We start from the raw sequence: 21,930 nt of genomic DNA, 5'->3' as shown, positions 1-21,930 counted from the left end.
ATTCAATGACACGCGAATCTGCTGATGGTGACCCGCCCCGAGGTCGAGATGTAGCCACAGACGGCGGCGTCGAAGACGTTGCACTCGACCCGTGGGGGTCGGCTGCCGTGTCCGATTACCGGAAACTCTTCGAGCAGTTTGGTATCGAGGAATTCGAGGAAATTCTCGGCGATGTCCCTGCACCACACTACCTGATGCGCCGCAGCGTCATCTTCGGCCACCGCGATTACCGCCGAGTGCTCGACGCGATGGCCAACGACGACCCCTTCGCGGTGCTGTCGGGATTCATGCCGACGGGCGACCCACACATCGGCCACAAACTCGTCTTCGACGAAATCATCTGGCACCAGCAGCAGGGCGGCGACGCGTACGGGCTGATTGCCGACCTTGAGGCTCACAGTGCGCGCGGTCTCTCTTGGAGTGAGATCGACGAACACGCCCGCAACTACATCCTCTCGCTACTGGCGCTTGGCTTCGACCCCGAGGAGGGGACGCTGTACCGCCAATCGACCAACCGCGAGGTACAGGACCTGGCCTTCGAACTCGGCATCGAGGCGAACTTCTCCGAACTCGAAGCTATCTACGACTTCGACGGTGAGACTGACGTGAGCCACATGCAGTCGGTCGTCACCCAGATGGCCGATATCCTCTACCCACAACTGGACGAACCGAAACCAACGGTTATCCCAGTTGGCCCGGACCAGGACCCGCACGTCCGCCTTGCCCGGGACCTGGCTGCTCGGGTCCGCTATTTCGGCGTCACCGAAGCGTACGCGAGTTTCGGACTCGACCCCGACGAGCGTCCGGTCCTCGCCGAGGCCTACGAGACGCTGACCGAGCGCCACCCCGACGACACGATTCGCTGCTCGGACGCCGGAACCTACCTCGAAAACCAGCGCGAGGCCGGCGCAACTGACGTGACGGCAACCACGCTCGATGGCCTGATTACGATGTGTAACGAGGCGGGCAAGGAGCCACTCCGGCCCCGGATTCGCTTCATTGACCGCAACGCCACCGAAGCGGCCTTCGAGGGTCTCATCGAGGCTATCGACGGCGAGAAGCGCGTGTACGACGAACACATCGACGCCTTCGAGCTCGACCACGAGGAGGCAGAAGCACTGGCCCGCGAGGTCGAACTCGAACACGATGGCTACGGCTTCCTGCCGCCGTCGTCTATCTATCACCGCTTCATGACCGGCCTGACCGGCGGCAAGATGTCCTCCTCGATTCCCGCCAGCCACATCAGTCTGCTCGATGACCCCGAGGACGGCTACGACAAGGTCAAATCCGCGACCACAGGTGGCCGCGAGACTGCCGAGGAACAGCGCGAACTCGGCGGCAAACCCGATGAGTGCCCGGTTTACGAACTGTATACCTACCTGCTGGCCGGCGACGACGACGAGTTCGCGGCCGAGGTGTACGAGGAGTGCGCCAACGGTGAGCGCCTCTGTGGTGGCTGCAAGGAACAGGCTGCCGAACTCATCGAGGACTTTCTCGAAGACCACCAAGAGAAACGCGAGGAGTGGGAAGAGAAACTCGACGAACTCGATATCTCCTTCGACACTGGCCGCTAACCCGCCACGCCCGCTCTGCTAGTCTGTTGACTGCTTGTCCATTTTTGGCCGTGATGGGTTGTTGTTTCTGAATTATTTGAACCAAAATTTGGCTGAGAACAATCGAAGGGAGCAAGATTTACACGAATAGACAGATGGGTACGTATATAGCTAGAGTATCCCACAATGATGTGCCTCTCCAGCCAAACCCACTGTGATTGTTTTTCCACCAGCGGTTCTAAACCAGACTTTGACAGTTTTCAGTCCGTTCGCACCCCAGAGCGACAGCCCTCACCCAGAGGTGACCGACCGTGACTGAATGGGTTCCGACGACCTGTATGCGCTGTGCAGTCGGGTGTGGCCATCTCCACCAGTCGCCGGATTTGGGCGTCGGTATCGATGTTGCCCGCGGCGACGTGAGCCACCCGGTCAACCGCGGGTTGGCCTGCTCGCGCGGGATCGAGGAGAGTCAGGACCCCGACGGCGACTGGTTAACCAAGCCGATGGTCCGTCGCGACGGTGAACTCGTCCGGACGACGTGGGACGTTGCGCTCAACACGGCCGCCGAGGCGTTGGGTGACGCCCACGAGTCAGACCCCGACGCCGTCGGTGTCCTCGGTAGTGGCCAGCAGACCAACGAAGCCGCCTACATGCTCGGCAAACTCGCCCGCGGCGGCTTCGGCACGCGGTATTACGACGCCAACACCACGCTGTGTATGTCGAGCGCCGTCACGGCCTACTACCAGGCCTTCGGCAGTGACGCCCCGCCGTGTTCCTACGACGACATCGAAGAGACCGAACGCCACGTCGTCTGGGGCGCGAACCCGGCAGTCGCCCACCCGGTGATGTTCCGCTGGCTCAAACAGGCTGGCGACGAAGACGGTGTCGAACTCATCACGGTCGACCCGGTGCGCTCCGAGACCGCAGAGAACTCCGACAGCCACGTCTCGCTGGCGCCGGGCAAGGACCTCGCACTGGCGCGGGCAGTGCTGGCTCGACTCGTCGAGACTGACCGCATCGACGAGCCATTTATCGAGCAAGCGACCGACGGCTTCGACGCACTGGTTGACTCACTCCCCGACGCTGACAGCGCCCGCGAGGAAGCCGAAGTCTCTGAAGCTGACCTCGAACTGCTCGCGAGTGCGTTCGAGATGGACGCGCTCGTCTACTGGGGCATGGGTATCAACCAGCACGTTCAGGGGACCGATACCGCCCGCGGGCTGATCGACCTCTGTCTGGCGACCGGCAACCTCGAACCCGGCAGCGGGCCGTTCTCGCTGACTGGACAGGCGAACTCGATGGGGACCCGCGTCTGCTCGTCGAAAGGGAGTTGGCCCGGCCATCGGCCCTTCCAGGACCCAGACGAGCGCTCGTTCATCGCCGACCAGTGGGGCGTTCCCGTCGAGCGACTCCCCGACGACACCGGCCCCGGCCCCGTGGGGATGTTCGAGGAAGTGGGTGAGGACATCGACGTGCTCTGGAATGTTGCCACAAACCCCGCCGCGGGGATGCCCGATGCCGACCCAGTGGTGGAGGCACTTGACGACGCCTTCGTTATTGCCCAGGATGCCTTCCACACGGAGACGACAGCACAGGCCGATGTGGTCCTCCCAGCGGCGACGTGGGGCGAATCTGAAGGGACGGCGATCAATATGGAGCGAACAGTCTCTCGCGTCCGGGCAGCGACCGACGCACCAAGCGGCGTTCGCTCGGACTTAGAGATAATCGCAACTCTCGGGCGGCGGCTGTTTCCCGACTTGATCGGGACTGCTCGGCCAGACCCGGCTGCTGTGTTCGAGGAGTTCACCGCACTCACAGCCGGGACGCCAGCTGATTGCTCGGGCATCACCTACGAGCGACTCGAAGACGACCTGGCTGTCAGGTGGCCAGCGCCGGATGAGGACAGTGGCGGTGGCTACCGCTATTACGAGGCTACTAACCCGAGCACGGCTGAGGACGGCACCGACAGCGCAGTCATCGACGGCGGCCAATCGTGGTCGTTCCCAACCGCGACGGGTAACGCACAGTTCTCGACCGCGACCCAGACTGACCTCCCGGAACCGACCGACGACGAGTACCCACTCACCCTGACGACTGCCCGCGAAGAGGACGGTTACAACACCGGTATTCGCTCGCGGTCTGTGCCGGAGACTGCCAACCCCGTCGCACGGATCAATCCGGAGACAGTCGCGGCTCACGAAGACATCGTTGCCGACGGCACCGTCGGTGTCGTCTCCCGGCGTGGCCGAGTGACAGTCGATATCGACCCAGACGAAGGTGTTCCTGATGGCATGGTCTGGCTTCCAATCCACCACCCTGCGACGAACCGCCTGACGCTCTCAGAAGTCGACCCACAGTCTGCCGAACCACATTTCAAACAGTGTGCAATCCGTCTCGGAGCGCCTGAAACCCCGAACTGAGTCCACTGTTTACCGCTCTCTATCGTGGCCGATTTTCTGAAACTGTCAGAATTGGACAGTACCGGCACTCTCCGAGGCGTCTGGCACGCGACTCTGACTGGGCTGACGTGGCTCCTTCTCTGTTTGGTGACCTTTTGTCCAGCAATTATTGGACGTTCAGGTGGTAATTGGCGTGATAATGAAACGCTGTATGTCCTTAAGGATTCTATATCTGACTTGATATTGTCCTTCTCCACAGCTTCAGACTCCAATATTGAAAGTTCGTAAACGAGAACAGTTTTATGAATGGATAGAAGCCATTCGGATGTAATGCAAACGATCGTATTCCAGAATGGCATAATACTGCTTGATTGTGGGTCGGAAATCGAAATATATGAACGTGGTCATTACGGTTACAACACCGAAACGGTGGTGAGCCAGTCATGATTCCGGGCAAGTGGAAGAACCTTATATTTGCGACGGTGATGTTTTTCCTCGGATTTACGATTTGGTTCTCGTTCGCTCCGTACACCGAGGGCATTGCCAGCGAGTTTGGGCTCTCAGTTGCAGAACTCGGTATCGTTGCGAGCGCGGCCATCATCGCAGTGCCACTCGGCCGAATCGTTATCGGGCCGCTGACCGACAAGTACGGCGCACCCACGACGGTTTTCTGGACAATGATGATTGTCGGCGGTGCAGCGGTCGTCTCGGCGTTCTCCCAGTCCTACGAGGTGTTCATCGCGGCCCGAATCGTCGCGTCGCTGGCCGGGATTACGTTCGTAATCGGCATCGCACACGTGTCGGAGTGGTTCGAGGAAGAAAATATCGGCCTGGCGGAGGGAATCTACGCTGGTGTTGGTAACGCTGGTGCTGGGCTGGGTTCGCTGTTGATCCTGCCGACGCTGTTCGGGGCGGGATACAGTGGGCCACTGTTCGATACGAACTGGCGGGCTGCGTTCTTCTACACGGGCGCGGCCGCAATCGTGACTGGCTTCCTCTATTATTTCTTTGCCGAAGCCGCCAAAAGCACCGAGAAACGCCAGGCGACCAAAGAGGGCGTCACGTTCAAGCAGTGGCTCTGGGTCGCGACCCGGTACGGCGCAGTCGTGCTCGCGGTCGCATACGTGATGACGTTTGGACTGGAACTGGCGATGAACGGCTGGCTCTCGACGTATTACCGCGAGGCGTTCGGTGAAGGGAGACTCCAGATTGCCGCGGCCTTCGCGGCGACGTTCTCGATTGCTGCGGGTCTGCTCCGACCATTCGGCGGTTACATGAGCGATGTGTTCAAACGCAACGAATGGGACGTCATCTCCCGGTTCGAGGGCCAATACCGCAACCAGTGGACGTTCATTGCGCTCACGTACGTCGTTATCTCGATGTTTGTGATGACGCTTGCCGGACTCTCCGGGAACATCCTGCTGGCTGTCGTCGCCGCCTTCGGCGTCGGTATGGGCTGTGCGTTCGCAGAGGGCGCAATCTTCGCGATGGTCCCGTCGATGTTCCCCGACGACTCCGGAAGTGTCGCCGGTATTGTCGGTGGGATTGGCTCCTCAGGAGGTATCTTCTACCCGCTGATTTTCTCCTCGGCGTTCCTGCCGAACCTCCATCTCGGCTACGCCGTTGCTGCGGTGACGATGATTCCGATTCTGCTGCTGTCAGCATGGGTCTTCCAGCCACACATCTCCGAGGTTGCGACGGAGAAGGGCTGGGTCGTTGCTGACGAGGAACCGTCCTCGACGCCGGTTGCGGCCGCCGACGACTAATCGCTCGGCACGAACCACGGGTCACTTATTTCTCCTCGTCGCACCTCTCCGTGTGAGACGTGACGTCGGGACGAGCCTGTATGCGGGGTTGTTGTTCGCGCTGCTCGGGACCATCGCGTGGGTGAGCGGCCAGCCGTTCATCTTCCCGAGTCTCGGACCCTCTGCATTCGTTCTCGCTTTCGAGCGCCAGGGCGAACGGACTGCCGCTGTTCGCATTGTGGGCAGCCACATCATCGGCGGAGTGGCGGGTTTTCTGGCGTGGACGCTGTTCGCGCCCGACGTCGCTATCACGGTTACACCGCCGGCATACTCACTCGATGGGCTCAGGCTGGCCGCCAGCGCAACGGCATCGGTTATGATGACCAGCGGAGCGATGATTGGCACTGACACAGTCCACGCGCCAGCCTGCGCAACGACGCTCATCGTCTCGCTTGGTCTGCTTTCGACGCCCGGCCAGGTCGGCGTCATCGTCGCCAGCGTTATCATTCTCGTCGAGTTCCACGCCGCGGTCCTGGCTGTGACCCGCCAGTTTGTCGGTGACGGTCACCCAGAAATTCGGCCGCCTGACCGGTGACAACGCAATCTTTCACTGGCTCGCGCGCGCTGCCGTGTTTAGTTTGACACTCGCTTACACTCGGCAATTTCAACACTCTGACAAAAAATTGGACGATAGTCGGATTTCACCCCTGAAAATTCGAGAGAGAATCCCCTAATATTCATTGGACACATCCTTATATCGGACAGTCGTCGTCTGAACTGGCCATAATGTCCAGTATTTAAAGAGTCAGTGTTTTATAGTTATGATACACGATAATCAGACGTGAATTACGGTCAGATGTGCAAACGAGTCGAGCTAAAATTGGACATCTACTGAGCAGGTGAGTATTTATGCCACACAAGAAAGAGCAGATCAAAGACGAACTGTACGGTGACGAGGTCAGAGCGAAAATTGAGGAGTTTGCCGAGCGTGGCTGGGACTCCATCCCCGAAGACGAACGCGACGAGTGGTTCTCTCGGTTCAAGTTCTGGGGGGTGTTCCACCAGCGCTCCGGTCAGGAGTCGTATTTTATGATGCGACTGACCAACTGTGGCGGCGTGTTGAAACCGGACCAACTCCGAGCAATCGGCGAAGTTGCCCGTGAGTACGCGACAGGTCCGGCAGAAAACCCTGAGTGGGGCAACGGCTGGATTGACCTCACGACACGGCAGTCAATCCAACTCCACTGGCTGAACCTCGAAGATATCCCAGAAATCTGGGAGAAACTCGAAGCCGTCGGCGTGAGTTCGCGCTCGGCAGGTGGAGACACGATGCGAAATATTTCGGGCTGTCCCGTCGCGGGCAAGGCCGAGGAGTTCGTCCAGTCCCGACCGATTCTCGACGAGATTCAGGAGACTATCCGTGAAGATAACGCCCTCGCCAACATGCCCCGAAAATTCAACATCTCGGTGTCGGGCTGCAAACAGGGTTGTGCGCAGGATTCGATCAACGACATTGGGCTCGAACCGGCCTACAAAGAGGAAGACGGCGACGTTCGCAAGGGGTTCAATGTCTGTGTCGGCGGCGGCCTCGGCGGCCGTGAACCCCGCAAGGCACGCTCGCTCGACCTGTTCATCCCACCGGAGAAAGCTGTCGAGACGGTCCGAGCCTTTGTCGAGTACTACCACGAACACGGCAACCGACAGAACCGCTCGAAAAACCGCGCTCGCTTCTTCGTCGACGAGCACGGGACCGAGACGATTCGCGACGACCTCGACGACCGCTTGGATTTCGAGTTCGAGCCAGCGGGCACGGACTTCCGCGACGAGTACACCTACAACGCTGGCAAATCCGCCGACGAGGGCCCACACGACCACGTTGGCGTCTACGAACAGCGTGATGGCCTCAATTACGTCGGGCTGAGCGTTCCGGTTGGTCGCCTGACTGCCAAGGAGACCATCGCACTCGCAAACCTCGCGAGTGAGTACGGCTCCGGTGAGGTTCGGTTGACTCGCCGCCAGAATCCCATCATCATGGACGTTCCCGACAACGACATTGCGCCGCTGCTCTCTGAGCCACTGCTCGAAGAGCACACCCCAGAGCCAAGTCCGTTCGTTCGCGGCGCACAGGCCTGTACGGGCACGGAGTTCTGTTCGCTCGCACTCACCGAAACGAAAGTTCGGATGGCTCGCACGCTGCGCTGGCTGCGGGCGAACACCGAACTCCCAGATGACGTGAGCCAACTCAAAATCCACTACTCGGGCTGTACGGCCGACTGTGGACAGGCGATGACTGCTGACATCGGACTGCAGGGAATGCGCGCCCGGAAAGACGGCGAGATGGTCGAAGCGCTTGACGTCGGTGTCGGCGGTGGCATCGGTGCCGACCCCTCCTTCATCGAGTGGGTCCACCAGCGCGTGCCTGCCGATGAGGTGCCGGTGCTCATCAAGCAAATCGTCGAAGCCTTCGCCGCCCACCGTGAGGAGGGCGAGAGCTTCCGGGAGTGGGTCGAAGGCTTCGGCACTGAGGCACTGACCGACCTCACAGAGCCAGCAGAGAGCGACTACGAGGACGCCTGTCTGACCGACGGCAAGCAGGCATGGTATCCATTCGAGAACGGCGATAGCCCGGCCCCGACCAACCCCGACGGCACGCCACTCTCGGCGGATGACTGACCATGAGTCACAGAGTGCTGGACGTAACGGCGTATACGACCTTCGATTACCTGCAGGGCGGTGCGTCGGGCATCGACTGGGACGAAGAGGGAGTTGTCGTCCTCGATGTCGAAAGCGACGAAGACGACGGCGTGGTGCGACTGTCGACAGAACTCGACCCAACGGACGTACAGCGACTCGACCAGCACGCCGACCACGTGGAGTTGTTCCCCGAGGAGGCACGCACGCTTGCCTCGACGCTACGGGAGGCAGCCGACCGTGCCGAGGAGGAGGACACCGATGAGTGACGCCGAAGCCGGAACGGTCTATCTCGTCGGCGCAGGACCGGGTGACCCCGACTTGCTGACCGTCCGCGCCCGCAAACTGCTCGACAGTGCCGATGTGGTGGCCCACGACTCGCTGGTCCACGACGACCTCATCGAGTCCATTCCGGAGTCGACCAGACAGGTTGATGTCGGCAAGCGACCCGGTCCGGACGGCGAGCGCACCACCCAAGCAGAAATTCACGACCTGCTCGTCGAGACGGCGAGGGAACCAGCCAGTGTTGTCCGCCTCAAGTGTGGCGACCCAACGGTATTCGCTCGCGGCGGGGAGGAAGCCGAAGCGCTCGATGAGGCCGGCGTCGACTGTGAAATTGTACCCGGCGTGACCAGCGCTATCGCCGCCCCGGGCGTGGCAGGCATTCCGGTTACCCACCGCGAACACGCCTCCGCGCTGACGGTCGTCGCCGGCCACGAAGACCCGAGCAAAGCCGAGAGCGCACTCGACTGGGACGCACTCGCCGCGACAGTCGCCGCCGGCGGGACGCTCTCGATTCTGATGGGCGTCGGACAACTACCCGACAACATGGCCGCCCTCGAAGCCGCCGGACTAGACCCCGAGACGCCGGTCGCGATGGTCGAACGAGCGACCTACGACGACGAGACGGTCGTGACGGGCACGGTCGCGACAATTGCCGAGCGCGCACAGCGGGCCGATATCGCCCCACCTGCGGTGACGTTGGTCGGTGACGTTGTCGAGGTTCGTGAGGCTGTCGACGACTGCCTTCGCTCGCTCCAGCGACAGACCGGCCGCGTCAGTTCCGCACGACTCCGGGGCGACTGAGTCTCAGCAATCGACTCTTTTATAGTCCGACGGGTCGTTAACCCGAGTGCACGATTCAACTGTGGCAGAAGGACTTTTAATCCCGCTCGTCGCGGGAATCATCGCAATTGGTGTTCTCGCGCAACTCGTCGCCGCGCGACTTCAGGTCCCCAGTATCATCTTCTTTCTCTTTGCAGGCGTCATCATCGGTCGACCGGGGCTGGGGCTGGTAACCAGCGAGAGTTTCGGCTCTGCGCTGCCGGCAATCGTCGGCATCGCCGTCGCCATCATCGTCTTCGAGGGTGCCTTCCACCTGGAGTTCGACCGCATCCGGGAGGCGCCCGGGGCAGCGCTCAGACTGGTTACGGTCGGCGCCGCAATCGCGTTTGTCGGCACGGCCGTCGCCGTCCGGTACTTCGTCGGGTTACCATGGGAACTGTCGTTCACCGTGGGCGCGCTGCTCGTCGCTACCGGTCCGACCGTCGTCACTCCCATCCTCGATGTCGTTCCGGTTCGTGACCGCGTCGCGGCCGTCCTCGAAACTGAAGGCATCGTCAACGACGTGACCGCCGCAATCACGGCGGTCGTTATTTTCGAGGCCTACAACCCGACGGCCTCCGGCGACGGAATCATCCAGGGCTTTGCGCTCCGTCTCGGTGAGGGATTGCTCGTTGGGGCGATTGTCGCTGGCATCCTCTACTATCTGCTGCGGTACGTCGACCTCTCACCCGGCGCAGCCCCCCGGAACGCACGGCTACTCGTTCTCGCCGGGGCGCTGGTTTCGTTTGCCGCCGCAAACGAGCTCGCGAGCGAGGCTGGCGTCGCAGCGGCCGCAACCGCGGGCATCATCCTCGGAAATCTGGATGTGCCGTACAAATCGGAGATTACCAACTTCAAGGGCGACATCACGCTGCTCGTGCTGTCGTTCGTCTTTATCGCGCTGGCAGCGCAGCTGCCGCCGCAGGCGATCCGTGAAGTCGGCCTCGGCGGCGTCGCCGTCGTCCTCGCCGTCGCGGTGGTCCTTCGGCCGCTTCTGGTGTTCATCTCGACGGTCGGTGACCGGTTCACCTTCCAGGAGCGACTGTTCGTCAGCGCCGTCGGGCCACGCGGAATCATCCCGGCGTCGGTCGCGACGCTGTTTGCAATCGAACTCCGGACCGCCGCGGAGGAACTTGGCAATCCGGCGCTGGCACACCAGGCCGACCTGCTGCTCGGAACGGTCTTTCTGGTTATTTTCGCCACCGCCATCGTCGAGGGCGGACTGGCGCGATACATCGCAGAATATCTGAACGTGATACCAATGAGAGTAATCATCGTCGGAGGCGGCCAGGTGGGCCAAGCGCTCGCCGAACGCCTCGAAGACCGCGGCGAAAACGTCGTGATAATCGAAGAAGACGAACAGGCACTCGAAGAGGTGCGAAACAAGGGCTACGCCGCCATCAGCGGTGACGGCACCGATACAGAGATATTACGTGAGGCGGGTGCCTCGAACGCGAAAATTGTCGTCGCTGCGACCGGTGACGACGACGTGAATCTGCTCGTCGCACAGCTCGCCAAGTCGAAATTTGACGCGGGGACCGTCATCGCACGGGCGAACAACTCCGACAACGTCGACGCCTTCGAGGAACTGGACGTGCGCACCATCTCCTCGGCGATGGCCGCGGCGTGGGCCATCGACAACCAGATCGAACGGCCGGCAATCGCCCACTGGATGACAGACATCGGCCGGGACGGCGACATTCAGGAAATCGAGGTGACCAACGACGAGTTGTTCGGCAAGACCATCCGCGAACTCGGCCCGATGCTCCCCGACGCCTGTCTGGTTGCCCTGCTCAGCAAAGGAGACCACGACTCTGCGGAAGTCCCGACCGCAGATACCGTCGTCGAGGAGGGTGACCACATCACACTGCTCGGTCGTCGGAAAGGTGTCCGCGACGGAATGAAGTTCATCGACCCCTGAGCGCCACCGATTCAACGCTCTGCGCTCACGGCGTCGAGCGAGTACAGACCAGCCACTCGACATCCTCGCCAACGAGCGCGAACTGCATTTTCTTGCGAACGCCGTGAGCGAGGCGGACGTCGAGTGCCAGATCTCGTGGTGCGAACTCGTGGCCGTCAGGCAACACTCGAACGAGATACTCGGAGTGACCCAGATCATCGACAGAAGACACGTCAGCGTAGGTCCGGAAGTCTGCGCCGAATTTGAATCCGGTCTTGGGGACGATTCCCTGCTCCCGGAGCAATTCGTAGACGCGAAGCCGGCGGTCGAATCGTTCGCCCTCGACGGAGCGCCCGCGCTCGACGATTGCCTCACGGCCGCCGTCGATTCCCGTGAGCACTCCCTCACCGGCAAGATAGGCGGCCTCGATCAGTGAGAGTTGCACAGCACTGCCAGGACCGTCCAGCGGTTGGCCGTAGAACGCGTGCTGGTACAGTGCCGTTGGCGGTTCGGCAACGAGAACGCGGTCGGCGAGCAAATCGCCGCTCGCTTCTGGCAGTTCGTGGTCGGTCGCGCCTTCGGGTGATGGCTCTCCCACCTGGAAGTAACTCACCTCACTCTCTTCGTCGACAACCGCCAAGACCCCTGTTTCCGGTCCCGCAGCGAGTTCTTGCAGCGTCTCGGCGGGCACGTCGGTCCGCTCGCTCCGGGCCTGAACGCGATATGCAATCTCGCCGTCCCACGGTCCTTTCCCCCGTGGGTAGACGACGAATCCGTCTTCCTCGACGGAGAGATAAAAGCCCCTGTCCCGGAGGTCTTTGTAGACGAAAAAGCCAACCTCGGGGACACTGTCCAGTCTGAGAAACGCCTCGAAGCCGAGTCGCTTCCCGTCCCGCTGGTCACGGACCGTGTCGACATCGCCGCGATAGAGGAGGTGCGCGGCTTCCACCGCAGCGAGTTCCAGGTCACCGTCCACTGGTCGACCGTAGCCCCGCGAGTCGTAGAACTGCTCGCGAGCACCCCGGCCGGCCTGCGCTCGGTCGCCGTCGAACTGGACATCCATAAGCGTCGATTTGCGGCCGCGGGCAAAGCGTCTGTGGTCTCAACTTCGACTGCTTGTGGGACGAACTGTTTCGACCGTTGTGTGACCAAGAATTGTCTGGTTGCACCGAGCCCAACCGACAGCCCAAAGATTCTGCCGTCCAACTAGCTGGCAGTGCGATTGCCTGCGCTCGCTGCGCTGCTGGCCCGGGCTGGAATCATCGACGAGCAGCGCTTCGACCGAACGCTCGACCTCTCGTGGCCGCGGATTGTCACCGGCTTCGCAATCATGTCCAAACAGACGGTCGACCTGGCGCTGGTCGGATGGGCCGTCGGCTCCGCCGCCGTCGCGGGACTGGCCTACGCGTACGCCTACTGGACCATCTCGAAGTACGTCGGCATCGGCGTCGCTGGCGGAACGGTCGCGCTCGTCTCACAGAACTACGGCGGCGACCGGACGGACCGCGCCTCGCTGGTCGTCAAACAGGGCGTCTGGATTGCTTTACTGATTGTCCTCCCGACAGTCGCCTGCTATCTGCTGTTCACTGACTCCTTGATTGGAGTCCTCGGCTCGGACCCCGGACCGATCGGCCACGGCAGCACCTATCTCGCCATCGTCGCGCCGGCACTCGCCTTCGAGTACCTGAATCTGTTGATGAGCCGAACCTACGCCGGCGTGAGCGATACGTTCACGCCGATGGTCGTCCGCGCTGGCGGCGGCCTGCTCAACATCATCCTGAGCGTTGGGTTCGTCCTCGCCGGACTGGGCGTCGCCGGTGTTGCGCTGGGCACACTCATCTCTACCGCGGCCGCAATGTTCGTCCTCGGCTGGGGTGTCCTCGGCCGGTCCTATCCCGTCCCTGGAATGCAGGCCTCCCCCGTGGTCTTCAGCCTCGGCGGGCCACAGTTTGACCGCGAACTCGGCGGCCAACTGCTCTCCGTCTCTGCGCCGCTGATTGCCCGCCAGACTGCCAAGATGGCCGTCGTCTTCCCGCTTTTGTGGATTGCCGGCACGTTTGGTGCAGTCGTCGTTGCAGCCTTCGAGGTGGGCCGACGCATCCGTGACCTGCTCGTGAGCTTTAGCTGGGGCTTCTCGACTGCATCGAGCACGCTCGTGGGTCAGGAACTCGGCGCTGGCGACGAACTGGAGGCCGGGGCCTACGGCGATTCTATCCTCAGACTCTCGTTTGTCGTCCACCTCGCTGCTGCCCTGCTTGTCATTCTGACCGCGCCGTGGCTCGCCAGGTTGTTCGTCTCCGGCCCTGAAAACCTCGCACAGACGGCCATCTTCATCCGAGTGAGTGCTGCCACCGCCGTCTTGCTGGGGGTCAACGGCGCGGCCGTCGGCGCGCTCCGCGGGGCTGGCGATACCCGCTGGCCGTTCGTGGCGACGCTGCTCGGACAGTACGGTGTGGCCTTGCCCGTTGCCGCGGCTGGCTTTCTCACTCCCCTCGGTGTGTTTGGCCTCTATGGCGCACTGCTGTTCGGGGCTGGCGTCCCGCTGGTCGTCAACCTCTGGCGGTACCGCAGCGGCAAGTGGAAGGCTGTTAGTCGGGAGTACCGTCCGACCAGTGGCTAGCCCAGCGTCGGATTCTTACTCGCGCGAGCCCTTGCATCCCTGTGCCAGCGATACTCTCCGACCGCGACCGACAGGAACTCGACGACGGTGACGACCGCGCGTTTTATGGCTCACCGCGGTTTGTCACGCACGCCGACGACGGCTTTCTCGACCGACTCACCGACCTGTACGCCGAGCTATCCGAACCGGGCGACCGCGTCTTCGACGCGATGAGTAGCTGGGTCTCGTTCCTGCCAGCGTACGACTACGAGCATGTCGTCGGCCACGGACTCAACGAGGAGGAACTCGCCGCCAACGACCGACTGGACGAGTACTTTGTCCAGAATTTCAACCACGACCAGTCGCTCCCTCTGGCGACTGACAAATTCGACGTGCTCTGCTGTGCGCTATCGGTCCAGTACCTCCAGTATCCAGCCGACGCGTTCGAGGAATTTGGCCGTGTGCTCGCACCCGACGGAACGGCGGTCGTGAGCTTCACGAACCGAATGTTTCCGACGAAGGCAATCCGAGGCTGGCGACAGCGCTCGATGGACGAGCGCGCAACACTGGTCGAGCAGTACTTCGAGGCTGGCGGCTTCGCCGAGACGACCCGAGTCACCGACCAGCCGGACACCGACCCGTTCTATACGGTTGTCGGCTCCCGTTCCGAGTGAGTTTTTGGGTTCCCAGCCCGAATACACTGTATGAAGAAATCTCTCGACGAGCACGCCGAACGATTCTCAGACTCCGCCGCTGATTACGACGAGCAACAGTACTCACCGGAGTACCGCGCTGCGGCCGACCTAGTCGTTGCTCACGCTGACCCTGCGGCTGCGGACACTGTCCTCGATTTGGGAACCGGAACGGGAGCTATCGCCTTCGGCGTCGCCGACGACGCTGGCCGCGTCATCGGTCGTGACATCAGCGACGGAATGCTCGAACAAGCCCGCAAAAAGGCCGCAGACCGTGGTATTGACACCGTTGAATTCGGTGCGGGCCGGTTCCGTGAGCCTGCTGTCGACGCCGACATCGATATCGTCACCTCGAACTTCGCGATGCACCACCTCGGAGACGAAGAGAAACGCGAAGCAATCAGCGTCATTGCTGCCCTCGAACCACGGCGAATCGTCCTCGGCGACGTGATGTTCTTCGGAGGGCCAAACCCTGACGAACCGTTCTACAGTCCCGAAGTCGACGACCCGGCGACGGTGGGTGTCCTCGCCGACGCGTTCACCGACGAGGGATACGCGCTGACTGCCGTCGAGATGGTCGCCGAGCAGGTTGGCGTCCTCGTCGCCGAGCGCTAATCGATGAGCACTCGGTCGGTGAGCCAACACTTCTGTAACGCTTCGTTGGCACCCTTGTACCGCGAAAGCCCGAACAGGTAGGTGACGGTTCGCCCGGTGGGTCCGGTGAGCGTCACTCGCTGGTGTGCCTGGTTGCCATCCCGTTCGAGTGGGCCGGCAACGGCTTCGCCGTGGTCGATCATTGGCGCGTACTGCGGGCCGTTGACCATCCGGGTGAACCGATCCAGTGGCCCAGTCTGGCGGCGGTTGTTCGGCGACGCGAAGTTGTACGCGGTCTTGATGCCAGCATTCTCGACTGGGTCGTCGTTGTCGGCAAGCGCTGCCAACTGGAGGTCGACCACCTCTTCTGGCGTGTAATCCGGGTCCGGTGTCGGGTGGTTCGGGACTGGATACTCTGACACACTCTGTGATAGGGAACACAGCACCCTAAATGATGGCCGCGGTCGTAGACAGACTGAAACCACCGGCCGCAGATGGCGCTGTCGTTGGCACGCTCGACTGATGTCGACTGTGTTTCGCGTCGAGAAGCACTGTCTGCGGATTTTTACCCACGTCGAGAGTACGAACTACTATGAGTTCGACAACGACCGGGTCTCCGGGCAACTCGCCGACCACTGACTGGTTCCGGTCGGCCGCAGAAGTCCAAACGTACAAGAATATTCTCTATCTGCTCACCGCCTTTCCGCTGGGACTGCTTTACTTCACGCTCACTGTCATCGGTGTGTCGCTGGGTGCCGGTCTGGCAGTGCTCGGCGTCGGAATCGTGATTCTCTTTGCCACTGTCGTTGGCGTTCGGACGATGGCTGTCTTCGAGCGTGCGCTCGCCAACACACTGCTCGACACTGATATCGACACCCCTGATGACATCGACGCCGGCAATGGATTACTCGAGACTGCGAAAGCGTACCTGCTCGCGGAATCGACACTGCGTGCATTTGGATATGTCTTTGCCAAATTTGGCCTCGGAATCGCCTCGTTCATCGCACTGGTCACGCTTCTCGGAACTGGACTCGAACTCCTCCTGTTGCCTGTCTTCCCCGAAGGCGCGCTCAACGTGCAGGTGTTCGGCCTCAGGCCCGCACAACTCTTCCAAACGAGTACGCAGCGCCTGCTTGCCGTTGCGCTCGGTACTGTCCTCCTCGTGGTGAGCGCCCCGGTGCTGAATGCCCTCGCCCGAGTGAATGCCGCGGTTATCTCTGGGATGCTCGGCGCTGAGTAGAACGAGTCCAACAACGCTTCGTAGTGAGAGAGTACCCGGAAAATCGAATTCAGCTGTTCAGCGCAGTGCGTGTGATGGGTGCGTGGTCTCACTTCAGTCGTTCACGACTCTGAGGTTCTCGCGCTGCTTGAACCTCGCTGCTCACGGCTTCGCCGTTCGCTATAACGTGGTCTCCCTTCAGTCGACCACGCCGCTCACAATTCCGAGGACTCCCTACGGTCGTCCTCGCTGCTCGCGGCAGGGCCGCTCGCTATAACGAGGCGTTCGCGTTGCTTACGCCTCGCTGCTCGCGGCAGGGCCGCTCGCTGTAACGTGAGCTCCTTTCAGTCGCTCACGCTTACATCATGCCGCCCATACCGCCGCCCATGCCGCCGCCCATACCGCCCATGCCACCAGGTCCTTCGTCGTCGTCGCCGGCAGTGGAGAGGTCGCCCGCAGAGATAATATCGTCAATCTTGAGCACGAGGTTCGCTGCCTCGCTGGCTGAGGAGAGTCCCTGCTTTTTCACGTTGGCTGTCTCGACGACGCCAGACTCGAAGGTATCCTCGACATCGCCGCTGAAGACGTTCAGGCCGGCACGTTCCTGACCATCCTGGTGGGCTGCGCGCAGGTCGACCAGCGTGTCGATGCTGTCCAGCCCGGCGTTCTCGGCGAGCACGCGCGGGATAATTTCGAGCGCGTCAGCGAAGGCTTCGATTGCGAGCTGTTCGCGACCGCTGACACTGTCGGAGTACTCGTTCAGTCGGCGAGCGAGTTCGACTTCGGGCGCCCCGCCACCGGGCAGGGCCTGGCCCGTACCGGCTGCGTTCCCGACCATATCGAGTGCGTCCTGCACACCGCGCTCGATCTCGTCGACGACGTGTTCGGTCGACCCGCGAAGCAGCAGCGTGACGCCGTGAATCTCGTCGCCGGTTCCCTCGACGTAGAACAGCTCTTCGTCCTCGTCCCAGCTGATGTCGCCGCTGCCGAGGTGCTCCTCGGTGGCGGTGCCAAGGTCGGAGACGATGTCTGCACCGAGAACCTCTCGGAGGAACTCCATGTCCGAGCGTTTGACTCGGCGGAGCGCGAGAATGCCCTCCTTGGCGAGGTAGTGCTGAACCATGTCGTCGATGCCCTTCTGGCAGAAAACGACGTCAGCACCAATCTCGGAAATCTTGTCGACCATTCCGCGAAGCTGTTTTTCTTCCTGGTCGAGGAAATCCTGAATCTGGTTCGGGTCGGTGACGCTGACCTGCGTGTCAGCCTCGGCTTCGTCGAGTTCGAGTGCCTCGTCGACGATGAGCGCTTTCGCGTCGGTGAGGTTCGACGGCATGTCCTCGTGGACTGGGTCCTTGTCGATAACGGCGCCGTTGAGTAGTTCGGAATCACCGGCGGAGCGACCGGTCTGGGTCTCGATTTTCAGGAAGGCAAGGTCGACAATCGTCGAGCCATCGTCGGCTTCGACGGTGACTGCCTGTGCGGCGTCGACGACCAGCTGTGCGAGGTGCTCTTTGTGCTGTTCGGCACCCTTACCGGTCATCGATGTCTCGGCAATCTGGCGCAGCACGTCGGTGTCTTCGCTGTCGATCTCGACGGCGATATCGTCGAGTTCCTCACGGGCCTTCTCGGCAGCCATGTTGAATCCCTGAATAATCGCTGTCGGGTGAATGTCCTGCTCGAGAAGTTCCTCTGCGTTCTTGAGGAGTTCGCCCGCGATAGAGACGGCGGTGGTCGTTCCGTCGCCGGCCTCACTCTCCTGTGTCTCGGCAACTTCGACAATCATCTCTGCCGTCGGGTTGTCGATGTCCATCTCTTCGAGGATGGTTACACCGTCGTTCGTGACGACGATGTCCCCCAGCGATGTCACGAGCATCTTGTCCATCCCCTTCGGTCCAAGTGTCGAGCGCACCGACTCGGCGACAGCACGCGCCGCCGAGATATTGTGCTCTTGGGCGCTCTCGTCTTTCATCCGCTGTGCATCCTCACCCAAAACGATCATCGGTTGGCCCTGCATCTGCTGCTGACTCATATCAAGAGAAAGTTTGCATACGGTTCTATATAAATGTGTGTGTTTGCGACCAGCGCGCGGCTCCCGCGGCCACCGCCACACGGCCGAACGTACCCCCGAGGGCGGTGGTTTCTCCCGTATTTTATGTGGGTCCGTGTCACGGGTTGCGGAGACACACCGTGGTTTTTATACTAATTCGTGTCAGGAGAGCAGAAAACAAGATGTATGCGGTTGAGGGGCAACCGGAGACATATGCCCGACGCTGTAGAACTCGCGTTCGACGAGCAGTCTCTATTGCCCGTCGTCGCCCAAGACGCCGACTCCGGCGAGGTGCTCATGCTCGCCCACGCCTCTGAGGAAGCACTCGCGGAGACGCGCGACACTGGTATTGCACACTACTACTCACGGAGTCGAGAGGAACTCTGGAAGAAAGGCGGGACCAGCGGCCATCTCCAGCACATCGAAGAGGTCCGCGTCGACTGCGATGGCGACGCCCTGCTGTATCTCGTCGAACAGGAGGGTGGGGCCTGTCACACCGGCTACGAATCGTGTTTCCACCGCACAGTCGACGGCGAGGTAGTTGGCGAGAAAGTATTTGACCCAGACGATGTCTACGAGTGACTCTCAACACGACCTGATTGCCGCGCTCGAACGCCGTGAAGAGGAACTCGACCGGGCGCAGGACCGCGTCGAGGAGTACGGCGAAGACGAACTCACGACACTCGCCGAGGCCTACCAGGCGTTTTACGAGGTTCTCGACATCTACCAGGACCAGGTGACCGGCGACGACGGCGACATCCAGACTATTGTCGAGTTCCAGGGGGAAGTTGACCGGGTGATGGGGAAGGTTTCTGAGGACATGCTCCACGCCGACATCTTCGAGGAGTGTGACGAGTACCTTCGCCAGAAGTGGTTCAGCGACGCTGACTTCGAGCACGTCTACGACCTGCTCGACCCGGCTGCGACGCTTGTTGAGCGACTCGACGAGCGCGACGAGGCCCTCGAAGCCTACCGGGAGGCCAGACGAGACGTTCGAACTCGACTGCAGGAGTGCGAGACAGAAATCGACGACCTCGAACGCCTCGCTGACCTCTCAGAAGCAGACCTCGACGCGCCAATCGAACGCCTCGAAGAGCCAATCAGCGAGTATAACGACGCTGTCGAGGAAGCCTTCCGGGAGTTCAAGCGCTCGGCTTCAGCCCGGGAAGTCGTCACTTTCCTCGACCAGATGGAGCAGTACCCACTCGTCGAGTTCATGTCGCCGCCCCCGGATGTTGTCGAGTATATCGAGTCGAATCCCCCAGGTAACGAACCGATTGCGACAATTCTCGACTACGCCGATTACTCCCGCTCGAAACTGGAGCACTACGTCGACGAGCCGAACAAACTCAAACACGCTATCGAAGGGCATCGAGCGTATCTGGAGACGCTCGATGGCGGGCCGCTGAAAGTCAGCTGGCCGCCGCCAACGGCCGAACAGCTGCGCTACCGCTGTCAGGAACTCACTGCCGCCGTCAATCGTATCGACGCCGATGTGGTTGAACTGCTGCGGACGGTGCAGGCGCTGCCACGTGAGACTGAGTACGAGCGCCTCCAGCGGAGTGCGGTTGTCCGACAGGAACTCAGCGCGGACGAACGCGAACAGTTGCAGTCTCGGCCAATCGAAGAAGACCTTGCCGAACTGCGCGAGGAACGCGAGCGCCTCAGTGCGGCACTCGAAAACTACGCCGACCGGTGATTACAGCGAGTCCGACGATTTCAGCGGTTCGTCGAGCATTTCTTCGGCCATCTCTTCGAGTGCGTACCGTTGGACCTTCTCGGTCGCGCTCCGTGGCAGTTCGTCGACGAAGAAGACCCGCCGTGGGTGCGCATACGTAGCGAGGTGGTCCAGCGTAAACTTCCGTAGTTCCTCCTCGGTCACATCTGCACCCTCCTCGAGGACGACGAAGGCCACTGGTGCCTGCCCTTTGACCTCGTGGGGCGCGCCAGCAACGCCGGCCTCGGCCACGTCCGGGTGTTCGTACAGCGCTGATTCGACCTCAGCAGGGTAGATGTTCTCCCCACCGGCGATAATCATGTCGTCGGCTCGGTCGACAATCCAGATGTAGCCGTCCTCGTCGATGCGGGCAACGTCCTCGGTGTAGAACCAGCCCTCGTCGTCTTTGACCGCGTTCGTCTTCTCGGGCCTGTTGTAGTAGCCCTCGAAGACCTGCGGTCCGCGGATGGCGAGTTCGCCTGTGGTCGCCTCCTCGTCGTCGAAGTCGATATCCTCGTTCGGAACCGGATTCACGTCGTCTTCCTCGATAATCGTCTCGCGGGTGTCAGGGTCGACAACTTTGAGGTCGACGCCGGGCAGCGACGGCCCCACACACCCGGCCTCTTTCCGGACGCCTTTGACCGGTTCGACCGACCCGGCCGGCGAGGTCTCAGTCATCCCCCAGCCTTCGACCATCGGAACGTCCCACTTGCGCTGAATTGTCTGGCGAGTGTCTTCCGGCAACGGTGCGGCCGCACAGACGACATAATCCAGCGAGGACAGGTCGTAGTCCTCCGGGTTCTCACGGTAGACGCGGAACATCTGGGTGTACAGCGCCGGGACGCCAGCGAACGTCGTCGCGTCGTTGGCGTCGATAGCCGACAGCAGTGCCTCGGGTTCAGGCTGTGGCTGGAGGTTGAGTTCTGCGCCCGTCATCACGAACGTGCTCATCAGCGCATTCAGCGCGTAGATGTGGAACATCGGCAGGACGAGCACGAGTGTATCGTCAGGGTCGATTCCCAGCCCGCTTTTGCCGTAGCTCTCCTGTGTCGACAGCAGATTCCGGTGTGAGAGCATCACGCCCTTCGGCCGGCCCGTCGTCCCGCTGGTGTACGGTTGGGCGGCAATATCGCCAAAGTCGCGGTCGACAATATCGAACTCCTCGTCGGCGTCCTCCATCACGTGCGAGTAGTTGACAATTCCCTTCTCCTCGTCGCTCATTCCCGGCATAATCAGCGTCTCGATGTCGGCTGCTTCTGCGAGATTCTGGACCTGCTCGGCGACGTACGGTGAGCCAACGAGGACGTCGATACCGGCGTCATCGACGACGTAGGTCAGTGTTTCGGGGTCCATCCGCAGGTTCAGCGGTGTGGCGACCCCGCCGGCTTTGATTGTCGCGAAGTAACTGATTGGGAACCGCGGTGTGTTCGGAATAAACAGCCCGACTCGGTCACCAGGTTCGACGCCGTGGTCGACCAGCACGTTCGCAAACTTGTTCGAGTCTTCTTCGAGTTCCTCGAAAGTCGTCTCCTGGCCCATGAACGTGAGCGCTGTCTTGTCGCTGTACCGGTCCGCTGCCATCCGTGGCACCATCCCCATATGCTCGAGTCGCTCTCCCTTGTGGTATTCCATCGTCTGCCCACACATACCGAGCAATGTGGTATAAAACT

General features: G+C 61.4%; 18 protein-coding genes. 14 read left to right on the top strand and 4 right to left on the bottom strand.

Going from position 1 to position 21,930, the window contains the following annotated elements:
• The first annotated feature begins 5 nt into the window (after positions 1-5).
• From ACMGFM_RS08325 to ACMGFM_RS08290, 8 genes are all read left to right on the top strand, one after another.
• Positions 6-1,574 (top strand): tryptophan--tRNA ligase, encoded by a 1,569-nt coding sequence (locus tag ACMGFM_RS08325; protein WP_436901995.1) that lies wholly within the window; start codon positions 6-8, stop codon positions 1,572-1,574.
• Between the two features lie 290 nt (positions 1,575-1,864).
• Entirely contained in the window at positions 1,865-3,973 is a 2,109-nt protein-coding gene (gene nasA, locus ACMGFM_RS08320; RefSeq protein ID WP_495849254.1) for an assimilatory nitrate reductase NasA, read from the top strand.
• Between the two features lie 422 nt (positions 3,974-4,395).
• Positions 4,396-5,718: an MFS transporter gene (locus tag ACMGFM_RS08315; RefSeq protein WP_436901993.1), complete on the top strand. Its 1,323-nt coding sequence runs from the start codon at positions 4,396-4,398 to the stop codon at positions 5,716-5,718.
• Positions 5,719-5,770: 52 nt separating this feature from the next.
• Positions 5,771-6,292, top strand: a complete 522-nt coding sequence (locus tag ACMGFM_RS08310; RefSeq protein ID WP_436901992.1) for an HPP family protein — start codon at positions 5,771-5,773, stop codon at positions 6,290-6,292.
• Positions 6,293-6,606: 314 nt separating this feature from the next.
• On the top strand, positions 6,607-8,370 hold the full coding sequence (locus ACMGFM_RS08305; RefSeq protein WP_436901991.1) for a nitrite/sulfite reductase: 1,764 nt from the start codon (positions 6,607-6,609) through the stop codon (positions 8,368-8,370).
• A 2-nt stretch (positions 8,371-8,372) separates the two neighbouring features.
• On the top strand, positions 8,373-8,657 hold the full coding sequence (locus ACMGFM_RS08300) for a DUF6360 family protein (protein ID WP_436901990.1): 285 nt from the start codon (positions 8,373-8,375) through the stop codon (positions 8,655-8,657).
• The gene (gene cobA / locus ACMGFM_RS08295) at positions 8,650-9,474 is read left to right on the top strand and encodes a uroporphyrinogen-III C-methyltransferase (protein ID WP_436901989.1); all 825 of its coding nucleotides are present in this window, start codon (positions 8,650-8,652) and stop codon (positions 9,472-9,474) included. Before ACMGFM_RS08300 ends, cobA begins: the two co-directional genes overlap by 8 nt.
• Positions 9,475-9,535: 61 nt before the next feature.
• A complete protein-coding gene (locus ACMGFM_RS08290; RefSeq protein WP_436901988.1) occupies positions 9,536-11,413 on the top strand; it encodes a cation:proton antiporter domain-containing protein in 1,878 nt (625 codons plus the stop codon).
• A gap of 25 nt (positions 11,414-11,438) precedes the next feature.
• Here the strand turns inward: ACMGFM_RS08290 and endA are convergent, their stop codons facing one another.
• Positions 11,439-12,455 carry a tRNA-intron lyase gene (gene endA, locus ACMGFM_RS08285; protein ID WP_436901987.1) on the bottom strand — a complete coding sequence of 339 codons (1,017 nt, stop codon included), beginning with the start codon at positions 12,453-12,455 and terminating at the stop codon, positions 11,439-11,441.
• 153 nt (positions 12,456-12,608) lie between these two features.
• Between endA and ACMGFM_RS08280 the strand changes: the two genes are divergently transcribed.
• Genes ACMGFM_RS08280 through ACMGFM_RS08270 form a run of 3 tightly spaced genes read left to right on the top strand, consistent with a single transcriptional unit; the run spans position 12,609 to position 15,298 of the window.
• Entirely contained in the window at positions 12,609-14,012 is a 1,404-nt protein-coding gene (locus ACMGFM_RS08280; protein ID WP_436901986.1) for an MATE family efflux transporter, read from the top strand.
• Between the two features lie 41 nt (positions 14,013-14,053).
• On the top strand, positions 14,054-14,665 hold the full coding sequence (locus ACMGFM_RS08275; protein WP_436901985.1) for a class I SAM-dependent methyltransferase: 612 nt from the start codon (positions 14,054-14,056) through the stop codon (positions 14,663-14,665).
• A gap of 30 nt (positions 14,666-14,695) precedes the next feature.
• Positions 14,696-15,298 (top strand): class I SAM-dependent methyltransferase, encoded by a 603-nt coding sequence (locus tag ACMGFM_RS08270; RefSeq protein WP_436901984.1) that lies wholly within the window; start codon positions 14,696-14,698, stop codon positions 15,296-15,298.
• Here the strand turns inward: ACMGFM_RS08270 and ACMGFM_RS08265 are convergent.
• Positions 15,295-15,699 (bottom strand): DUF4864 domain-containing protein, encoded by a 405-nt coding sequence (locus tag ACMGFM_RS08265; protein WP_436901983.1) that lies wholly within the window; start codon positions 15,697-15,699, stop codon positions 15,295-15,297. The genes ACMGFM_RS08270 and ACMGFM_RS08265 overlap by 4 nt on opposite strands.
• Positions 15,700-15,869: 170 nt before the next feature.
• On the opposite strand from ACMGFM_RS08265, the gene ACMGFM_RS08260 reads away from it, so the two are divergent.
• Positions 15,870-16,517, top strand: a complete 648-nt coding sequence (locus ACMGFM_RS08260) for a sensor domain-containing protein (RefSeq protein WP_436901982.1) — start codon at positions 15,870-15,872, stop codon at positions 16,515-16,517.
• A gap of 337 nt (positions 16,518-16,854) precedes the next feature.
• On the opposite strand, the gene thsB is transcribed toward ACMGFM_RS08260, so the two are convergent.
• The gene (gene thsB / locus ACMGFM_RS08255) at positions 16,855-18,525 is read right to left on the bottom strand and encodes a thermosome subunit beta (RefSeq protein WP_436901981.1); all 1,671 of its coding nucleotides are present in this window, start codon (positions 18,523-18,525) and stop codon (positions 16,855-16,857) included.
• A gap of 231 nt (positions 18,526-18,756) precedes the next feature.
• Here thsB and hisI point away from each other — a divergent pair, with 231 nt between their 5' ends.
• Together hisI and ACMGFM_RS08245 are read left to right on the top strand one after the other, a co-directional pair.
• Positions 18,757-19,125, top strand: coding sequence for a phosphoribosyl-AMP cyclohydrolase (gene hisI, locus ACMGFM_RS08250; protein ID WP_436901980.1), 369 nt, complete (start codon positions 18,757-18,759; stop codon positions 19,123-19,125).
• Positions 19,112-20,242, top strand: a complete 1,131-nt coding sequence (locus ACMGFM_RS08245) for a DUF7118 family protein (protein WP_436901979.1) — start codon at positions 19,112-19,114, stop codon at positions 20,240-20,242. The genes hisI and ACMGFM_RS08245 overlap by 14 nt, the downstream gene beginning before the upstream one ends.
• Here ACMGFM_RS08245 and ACMGFM_RS08240 read toward each other — a convergent pair whose 3' ends face one another.
• On the bottom strand, positions 20,243-21,892 hold the full coding sequence (locus ACMGFM_RS08240; RefSeq protein ID WP_436901978.1) for an AMP-binding protein: 1,650 nt from the start codon (positions 21,890-21,892) through the stop codon (positions 20,243-20,245).
• Positions 21,893-21,930: the final 38 nt, after the last annotated feature.

This window comes from Halovenus halobia (assembly GCF_051414135.1).
Classification (GTDB): Archaea; Halobacteriota; Halobacteria; order Halobacteriales; family Haloarculaceae; genus Halovenus; species Halovenus halobia.
Note: the sequence above shows the minus strand (reverse complement) of the source record. Positions and strands in the feature narration are given on the sequence as shown.